Source organism: Salsipaludibacter albus, from assembly GCF_019798055.1.
Taxonomy (GTDB): Bacteria; Actinomycetota; Nitriliruptoria; order Nitriliruptorales; family Nitriliruptoraceae; genus Salsipaludibacter; species Salsipaludibacter albus.
In genome coordinates this window covers 1-7,922 of the sequence record NZ_JAHOPH010000060.1, presented here as the reverse complement: position 1 = coordinate 7,922, position 7,922 = coordinate 1, and the positions used below count along the sequence as shown (strand labels likewise).

General features: G+C 71.8%; 6 protein-coding genes. 5 read left to right on the top strand and 1 reads right to left on the bottom strand.

Annotated features, from left to right (window positions below; translation table 11 throughout):
• Positions 1 to 254: 254 nt before the first annotated feature.
• The 5 genes from recR to KR546_RS18590 all read left to right on the top strand — a co-directional run bounded on the left by recR (position 255) and on the right by KR546_RS18590 (position 4,843).
• Complete coding sequence (gene recR, locus KR546_RS18610; protein WP_238446224.1) at positions 255 to 851, top strand: recombination mediator RecR; 597 nt, start codon at positions 255 to 257, stop codon at positions 849 to 851.
• A 66-nt stretch (positions 852 to 917) separates the two neighbouring features.
• Positions 918 to 1,664 carry a VIT1/CCC1 transporter family protein gene (locus KR546_RS18605; protein ID WP_238446223.1) on the top strand — a complete coding sequence of 249 codons (747 nt, stop codon included), beginning with the start codon at positions 918 to 920 and terminating at the stop codon, positions 1,662 to 1,664.
• Positions 1,665 to 1,744: 80 nt separating this feature from the next.
• The gene (locus tag KR546_RS18600; protein ID WP_238446222.1) at positions 1,745 to 2,980 is read left to right on the top strand and encodes an aspartate kinase; all 1,236 of its coding nucleotides are present in this window, start codon (positions 1,745 to 1,747) and stop codon (positions 2,978 to 2,980) included.
• Between the two features lie 157 nt (positions 2,981 to 3,137).
• Complete coding sequence (locus KR546_RS18595; RefSeq protein ID WP_238446221.1) at positions 3,138 to 4,205, top strand: aspartate-semialdehyde dehydrogenase; 1,068 nt, start codon at positions 3,138 to 3,140, stop codon at positions 4,203 to 4,205.
• Positions 4,206 to 4,420: 215 nt separating this feature from the next.
• A complete protein-coding gene (locus KR546_RS18590) occupies positions 4,421 to 4,843 on the top strand; it encodes a hypothetical protein (protein WP_238446220.1) in 423 nt (140 codons plus the stop codon).
• A 58-nt stretch (positions 4,844 to 4,901) separates the two neighbouring features.
• On the opposite strand, the gene KR546_RS18585 is transcribed toward KR546_RS18590, so the two are convergent.
• On the bottom strand, positions 4,902 to 7,889 hold the full coding sequence (locus KR546_RS18585) for a S8 family peptidase (RefSeq protein WP_238446219.1): 2,988 nt from the start codon (positions 7,887 to 7,889) through the stop codon (positions 4,902 to 4,904).
• Between the last annotated feature and the right edge of the window lie 33 nt (positions 7,890 to 7,922).

The window sequence follows — 7,922 nt, the reverse complement described above, 5'->3', positions numbered from 1 at the left end:
CGCCCGGCCCGAACCGTCGGACCCCGTCGTCGCGCCGGCCGACGGTGCGCCGGCCGCGACCCCCACCCCGCTGGCCGACCTCGACCCCGGCGAGGCGATGGACCGTGCCGCCGGTGCGCTCCTCGACCGGCTCGGGGCACGCGAGGTCGACCCCGACGACTACTGAATCGCCAGCTGGTTCCCCGGCCGGCCGCGTTCGACCCGACCCCGGGGGACCTACGCTGGGGAAATGATCACACCGTGAGGACGGGATGCTGTACGAAGGTGCGGTGCAGGACCTGATAGACGAGCTGGGACGGCTGCCCGGGATCGGGCCCAAGTCGGCCCAGCGTGTCGCGTTCCACCTCCTGCAGGTCGACGCCGACGAGGCCAACCGCCTGGCCACGGCCATCACCACCGTCAAGGAGACCGTCCGCTTCTGTGCCCGGTGCTTCAACATCTCCGAGGCCGAGGAGTGCCAGGTCTGCCGTGACACCCGTCGCGACCCCACCGTGCTGTGCGTCGTGGAGGAGCCGCGTGACCTGATCGCGATCGAGCGCACCCGGGAGTACCGGGGCCGCTACCACGTCCTGGGCGGGGCGATCTCGCCGATCGACGGGGTCGGTCCCGACGACCTCCACGTGCGGGAGTTGATCGCCCGGCTGGACGACGAGGGCGTGCAGGAGGTCATCCTGGCCACCAACCCCAACGTGGAGGGCGAGGCGACCGCGTCGTACCTGTCCCGACTCGTCCAGCCCCTGGGCGTGGCCGTGACCCGGCTGGCATCGGGGCTGCCCGTGGGCGGCGACCTGGACTACGCCGACGAGGTCACCCTCGCCCGGTCCTTCACCGGTCGGCGCGCCGTCGACTGACCCACCACGGTCCCCGCGACACCCGTGGTGGGTCCGGGATCGCTCGTTCGTCGAACAGGAGAACGCATGTCCGACCGGCCGCCGGCGACCGACCCGGGTGCCGCCCTTCCCAGCCACGACGACGAGCCCCACGTCCGGGGGTTCGCCGCACGCCTGAACTGGCTGCGGGCCGGCGTGCTGGGAGCCAACGACGGCATCGTGTCGACGGCAGGGCTGGTCGTTGGCGTGGCGGGCGCCTCCGCGGGCCGTGAGGCATTGCTGATCGCCGGGGTCGCCGGGCTGGTCGCCGGTGCGTTGTCCATGGCCGGTGGCGAGTACGTGAGCGTGTCGACCCAGCGTGACGCCGAGCAGGCGTTGCTGGACAAGGAGCGCCGGGAGCTGGCCGAGATGCCCGAGGAGGAGCTCCACGAGCTCCAGATGATCTACCAGGGCAAGGGACTGACGCCGGACGTCGCGGCACAGGTCGCCCGGCAGCTCACCGACCACGACGCCCTGGGGGCGCACGCGGAGGTCGAACTGGGGATCGACCCGGACGAGTTGACGTCGCCGATGGCGGCGGCGGTGTCGTCCCTGGTGGCGTTCGCGATCGGTGCCATGCTGCCGCTGCTGGCGATCGTCCTGCCCTCGGCCGACTGGCGGGTGCAGGTCACGGTCGCCTCGGTGACCGTCGCGCTGGTGCTGACCGGCTGGCTGAGTGCCCGGCTGGGCGGCGCGCCGGTCCTGCCCGCGGTCGTGCGCAACGTCGCGGTCGGCCTGCTGGCGATGGGGCTGACGTTCCTCGTCGGCGTGGTCGTGGGCCCGGGCATCGGCTAGGGCCACCGGGCGCGCCGGTACCGTCCACGACCGATGCCAGTGGCACGTCACGTGCCGAGGGGACGAACAGGAGAGCACCCGTGGCGATCGTCGTCCAGAAGTACGGCGGCACGTCGGTCGGCGACGTGAACCGGATGAAGCGCGTCGCCGACCGGGTCGCCCGCACCCATCGCGCCGGCAACCAGACCGTGGTCGTGGTGTCCGCCATGGGCGACACCACCGACGAGCTGGTCGGCATGGCCGAGAAGATCTCGGACCTCCCGCCCGGTCGCGAGCTCGACATGCTGCTGACGGCGGGTGAGCGCATCTCGATGGCGCTGCTGGCCATGGCGCTGCACGCACTCGAGATCCCGGCGAAGTCGTTCACCGGCTCCCAGGCCGGGATCATCACGGACGGCTCCCACGGACGGGCCCGGATCGTCGACATCACGCCGGGACGGATCTCCGGTGCGCTCGACGAGGGCAACGTCGTCATCGTCGCGGGCTTCCAGGGGGTCAGCCACGACACCAAGGACGTCACGACGCTCGGGCGTGGCGGGTCCGACACCACCGCGGTCGCGCTGGCCGCCGCCCTCGGTGCCGACGTGTGCGAGATCTACACCGACGTCGACGGGGTCTACACGGCCGACCCGCGGATCGTCCCCGACGCCCGCAAGCTGGACCGGCTCACCTTCGAGGAGATGCTGGAGATGGCGGCCCAGGGCGCCCGGGTCCTGCAGGTCCGCTCGGTCGAGTTCGGCCGCAACCACGGCGTGCCCATCCACGTGCGGTCGTCGTTCAGCTACCAGGAGGGCACGTGGGTCGTGCCCGAGGAGGACATCATGGAAAACGCCATCATCTCTGGCGTGGCGCACGACACCGACGACGCCAAGGTCACCGTGCAGCACGTCCCGGACAAGCCGGGCGTCGCCGCCGACGTCTTCACCGCCCTGGGCGAGGCCAACGTCAACATCGACATGATCGTCCAGAACGTCTCGGAGGACGGGACGACCGACATCTCCTTCACGATGCCACACGCCGACGTGCACCGGACCCGCGAGTTGCTGGAGGGCCTCGCCCGGGAGGTCGGTGCCCGCGGCGTGGCCATCGACGACCAGGTCGCCAAGGTGTCGCTGGTCGGCGCCGGCATGAAGACCCACCCGGGGATCGCCGCGGCGATGTTCAAGGCGCTGTCGGACGCCGGGGTCAACATCGAGATGATCTCCACGTCGACCATCCGCGTCTCGGTCGTGGTCGCCGCCACCGACGCCGAGCGTGCGGTGCGGGCCATCCACGACGCCTTCGACCTCTCCGCCACCCCCGTCGAAGTCTCCTAGCCCACCGATCGGTCCCCCGGATCCGGACCACCCGGGGCTGGACGTTGCGAGCGCCCTGCGCGAGCAACTCCAACCTGCCCAAGGGCAGGCGTTCGCGATCGGGCGTCGGGCATGGCACGCTGGGGCTTCGCGATCGTGTTCGACCACTGGATCCGTCATGTCCACCACCCATCGCGTCGCCGTCGTCGGGGCCACCGGGGCCGTCGGCGAGGAACTGCGTCGCCAGCTCGACAGCCGGGGGTTCCCGCTCGCCGGCGACCCCGTGTTCGTCGCCTCCGAGCGATCCGCCGGTCGTCGCCTGCCATGGAAGGACCGCGAGGTCGAGGTGCAGGCACTGGGCCCCGACGTGTTCGACGACGTCGACATCGCCCTGTTCTCGGCCGGAGCGACCCGCTCGCGCGAGTTCGCCCCGATCGCCGTCGAGGCGGGCGCGGTCGTGGTCGACAACTCCTCGGCGTTCCGGATGGACGACGAGGTGCCCCTGGTCGTGTCGGAGGTCAATCCCGAGGACGCCCGCACCCGCCCGAAGGGCATCATCGCGAACCCGAACTGCACCACCATGGTGCTGATGGTTCCCGCCAAGCCACTGCACGACGCGTTCGGCCTGCGCGAGATGGTCGCCACGACCTACCAGGCCGCCGGCGGCTCCGGGCAGTCCGGGATCACCGAGCTGGTCGAGCAGGCCCGCAAGCTGGTCGACGACGTCGACCGGCTCCGGACCGAGGGGCTCGACGCCGAGGCCGCGGTCAGTCCGGACAACTTCTCCAAGGCCATCGCCTTCAACGTCCTGGCGCACTGCGGGGACTTCGAGGACGACCGCTACACCGTCGAGGAGCGCAAGCTGGTCGACGAGTCGCGCAAGATCCTGTCAATCGCGTCCCTGAAGGTCAGCCCCACCTGCGTGCGGGTCCCGGTCGTCGTCGGCCACTCGATCGCCGCCCGGTTGACCTTCCGCGACGAGGTGTCGCGTGCGGCCGCCATGCAGGTCCTGGCCGACGCCCCCGGCATGGTCGTCGAGGACGGCACGGGTCGCGACGGCGAGGAGCTCGCCTACCCGACCCCGTTGGGCTCGGCGGGTCGTGACGAGGTCGTCGTCGGCCGGATCCGCGAGGACCTCGGTGATCCGCACAGCCTCAACCTGTTCGTGTCGGGCGACAACCTGCTGAAGGGCGCGGCCCTCAACACCGTCCAGCTCGCCGAGCTGGTCGCGGCCGAGCGCGCCTGAGGGTTCACGTGCCCCCCGCCGATCCCACGTGGACGCCCGGCCCGTCGAGCCGGGGCCGACTGCGCGGGATGGTGACGACGGTCGTCCTGGCCGGCATGCTGGTGGCGTGTGGATCCGATCCGGCCGGTGACCCGTCGCCGACGCCGGTCGGGCCGACGGACACGGCCAGTCCGACCTCGACGCCGGAGCCTTCCACGACCACGCCCACGGATCCCGTGCCGACGCCCACGCGCGGCGACATCACCCCCACCGAGGGGAGGGGCGCCGGTGCCCTGCCACCCGAGGTGCTGCCGACTCCGCCGCCGACGCCCCCACCCGCCGACCCGACCCGGTCGCCCGAGCTGGACGAGGCGGTCGATGCCGCCGTCCTCGACCTGGTGACCCGCCTGGACGTGGACCCCACGTCGATCGAGGTGTTGGTGGCCCGGCCCGAGACCTTCCCCGACGGGGCGGTCGGGTGCCCGGAGCCCGGCCGGGTCGTGACCCAGGCCCTGGTCGACGGGTACCGGGTCGTGCTGGTCCGCGACGACCGCGCGTGGCTGTACACCGCCGCCGAGGGCCAGCCGCCCGAGCTGTGCCCCTCCGATGCCGCCGACGGTGGGCACGGTTGGATCCCACCTCCGGGCTTCGACGAGTAGCCCCGAACACGAGCGAGGGGGCGCCCGGCCGGGCGCCCCCTCGTCGTCGTTCGGACGATCAGTTCTCGACCGTGACCAGGGTCAGGCCGAGCAGGCCGTCGGCGTCACTGTGCGACACCGCGCCGAGGTTGGTCCCGGCGGCCGCACCGTCCCAGCTGACCTCCACCGTGCCGGTGGTGCCCGTGGTGGCCTCCGACGGCGCGCTGTCGATCGACAGGTTGCCGGTGCCCGGCGTCGCCGGGACCGTCCAGGTGTGGGCGGTGAAGCCCAGCTCCTCGCCACCGGTCTGCCACCCGTGCACGTACAGGGTGTAGGAACCGGGCTCGGGGAGGACGAGGTCGATGATCTCGTCCGTGCCGCCCGAGGTCGAGCTCGCGACCTGGTTGCCGTCCTCGTCGAGGAGGAACAGGTCCAGGTCGGCCTGGTCGGCACCCGGCCCGGTGACGTCGGACTGCTCCATCACCACGCGCCACAACGCGGCGTCGGTGAGGTCGACCGCGATCTCGGTCGAGTAGCCGTCCGTCGCGCTGAACGTCTGGTCCGGGTCCTGGACGACCGTGTCGGTCTCCGGCTGGTCCGCCGCGAGCCCGTGCGGGGCGGCGGTGTACTCGCCGGTGTAGCCGAAGGCCACCTCGAAGGACGTCGAACCGGACGCACCCGACGCCGTGAGCTCGTCGGGCGCGTCGAACAGGGCGCCCTGCACCGCGATCGGGCTGCGGGCGACGAACCCGCCGCCGTTCCAGGTCAGGGACCCGAAGCGCCACTCCTCGGCCGGGGCCGAGACGTTGCGCACGACGACCTCGTAGGTGGCGCTGGCGCCCGGTGCCAGGCGCACGCGCGCCGGGCTGACCTCGACGTCGAAGCCGGCCGGGGCGTCGACCGTGGCCTTGAGGTTGAGCGGTCGCCCGGACACGTTGGTGACGGTCCGGGAGGTGGTGGTCGGGCCGGCCACGGCTGACATGGCGATCGACGCGAGGTTCAGGTCGCTCGCGTCGGTCGAGAACCCGGCAGCGGTCAACTGGTCACACAGTGCTGGGTTGACGGCGTCGGTGGTCCCGCACAGGAACGCGAAGTAGTCGTTGATGCCGGCGTCGTAGACGATGCCCGGCTGGAACATGCTGCCCGGCTGGACCACCTTGCCGGGATCGACGTGGCCGGCCCCCATGTCGAACGGGTCGGCCGGGGTCTCGGCGTCCTCCTTGGTGACGTCCTGGCGCGCCGTGGTCATCAGCGACGACTTGACGGCGGCCGGGGACCACTCGGGCTCGGCCTGGTCGATCAGGGCCATCAGTCCGGCCACGTGGGGGCTGGACATCGAGGTGCCCGAGATCGACTGGAACAGCTGGCCCGGTCGGCCCAGCGTCGGGGTCGGGGTGTTGCCCGCAAGGATGTTGACACCCGGGGCGGTCACGTCGGGCTTGATGACGTCGGCGGACGCGGGCGACCCGGTCGGGCCACGCGACGAGAAGTCGGCCATGACCGAGCCCTCGACCTCGACCTTCTCGGCCTGGGTCAGGGCGGCGGTGGCGTCGGCACCCGCTGCGTCGATGTAGTCCTTGACGACCGTGCCCAGTTCCGGCCCGACGTGGGACGACGGCACGTAGTGGTTGTCGGTCACCAGCGACTGGTTCGGGACCGGGTTGAACAGGATCATCCCGGCACCGCCGGCGTCGGCGACCACCTGGGACTTCTCGAGCCGTGCGTTCTGGCCTCGCTCGCACAGGACCACCTTGCCGGTGACGTCCTCGCTGAAGCCATCGCCGGGGAGGCACAGGGTGTTGCCGAGGTCCTCGGAGTCCACCAGCGGGGCGTCGTCGAGGCCCTCGGTGATGGACACGCCGTCGAAGGTCGTGCCGTCACCCAGGGTCACGGTGTTCTCGAACCCGCGGGTGTGGGTGGAGGCACCGACGGAGGTCAGCCACGGGATCGACGCGGGGCTGCCCACGGTCTCGGCGCCGGGGCCGCTGTTGCCGTTGGAGGTCGCGACGTGCACGCCGGCGTCGGCCGCGAACAGGAACGAGATGTCGTCGGCACTCACCAGGCTGGGCGTGGACGAGCCGATCGAGTAGTTGATCACGTCGACGCCGTCGGCCACGGCCTGGTCGATGGAGCCGGCGAGGTCGGAGGTGAAGCCCCCCAGGTCACCGAGGCCCTTGTAGGCGATGATCGACGCACGGGGCGCCACGCCGGTGACCGAGCCACGGTCGATGTCGAAGATCTCGGCGTCCACGTCGGCGTTGCCACCCGCCGTGCTGGCGGTGTGGGTGCCGTGGCCGTCGGCGTCACGGGCCGAGGCGTAGGTCTCGTAACCGACCAGCGCGTTGTAGGTGGTCAACATGTCGCGCGCGCCGATGAGCTTGTTGTTGCACGCGAACGCGGCGTCCTCGGAGTTGTAGTCGTTGGCCGTGGTGCCGTCCGGCAGCTCGGCCTGCCCGAAGTCGCAGGCGATGTCATCGGCCAGGCCCTCGGGGCGCTCGTAGGTGCCGTCGTCGGCGAACGAGGCGTGCTCGGGCCAGATCCCGGAGTCGATGACGCCGATGACGACGCCCTCGCCGTCCAGGCCGGTGGCCCAGGCCTCGCCGCCACCGTCCAGGCCCAGGAACGACGGGGAGACGTCGGTCTGGGGCTGCTGCAGCTCGTCCTCCATCACTGCCATGACGCCCTTCTGCTGGCGCAGGGCGTCGGCCTCCTCGGCGGTCATGATGGCGGCGAAGCCGTTCAGGGCCGCGGTGTAGCGGTGCAGGGTCTCGGTCGAGCCGAGGACCGACTGCTGCACGGCCTCCTGCTCGGCGACCAGCTCGGCGCGGTAGCGCTGGGCAGCACGCGAGTTGGGGTTGGCCTTGTCGCCGCCGCGGGCCCGGGGCGTGCCGGGCTGGGCAGTGGCGGGGTCGTCGGCGGTGGGCGCGGTGTCCATCGCGACGGCGGGTGGGGCGTCCATGAGGACGATGTAGGAGGTCTCGGAGGGGTCGGCCACGGCCGGGTTGGCCGCGACCAGGGCGGCCACCATGGCCGCCGTGGCGCCCGAGACCATGAGCTTGCTGCGCATGGGGACTCCAGGGGGGTGGGGACGTACGGGGGG

Bases quoted from the DNA above. Each gene is read 5' to 3' on its own strand.
- KR546_RS18605 (WP_238446223.1), top strand. From the start codon at position 918: ATGTCCGACCGGCCGCCGGCGACCGACCCGGGTGCCGCCCTTCCCAGC.
- KR546_RS18595 (WP_238446221.1), top strand. From the start codon at position 3,138: ATGTCCACCACCCATCGCGTCGCCGTCGTCGGGGCCACCGGGGCCGTC.
- KR546_RS18585 (WP_238446219.1), bottom strand. From the start codon at position 7,889: ATGCGCAGCAAGCTCATGGTCTCGGGCGCCACGGCGGCCATGGTGGCC.